The sequence below is a fragment of the Streptomyces sp. NRRL S-1022 genome, from assembly GCF_000720135.1.
In the GTDB taxonomy this organism is placed as follows: domain Bacteria; phylum Actinomycetota; class Actinomycetes; order Streptomycetales; family Streptomycetaceae; genus Streptomyces.
The window spans coordinates 1-274 of record NZ_JOIU01000197.1 but is presented as its reverse complement, the minus strand read 5'-3'; the positions used below and the strand labels follow the sequence as shown (position 1 = coordinate 274).

Here is a 274-nt window from a genome sequence, read left to right as displayed (position 1 = left end):
GGTCTGGCTGGAGTAGTCGGCGGACCAGCCGCAGCGGTCGGCGGTGCACACGGCGGCGTACTTGGTCCGGCCGTTGCGGTCGCGGTGGGTGCCGATCTGCACGGGGCCGATCCGCATCAGGGAGTGGAAGTTGTCGCGGGCTGGCATGGCGGCTGGTTCTCCTTCCGGGTCAGGCGAGCTGGGCGGCGATGGCGTCGGCGAGGTGGGGCGGGACGCCGAGGCGGGCGCGCAGGGTGTCGGTGTCGATGGGGGCGCCGGTGCGGTCGCGGTAGTC

Annotated in this window: 1 protein-coding gene and 1 pseudogene; both read right to left on the bottom strand. The window is 73.7% G+C overall.

Annotated features, from left to right (window positions below; all coding sequences use genetic code 11):
• The coding region (locus IG05_RS0141520) for a mobile element transfer protein (RefSeq protein ID WP_030349224.1) at positions 1 to 147 on the bottom strand (147 nt) is incomplete at its 3' end.
• 22 nt (positions 148 to 169) lie between these two features.
• Positions 170 to 274: pseudogene (locus IG05_RS47500) on the bottom strand (SpdA protein); the annotation flags it as partial.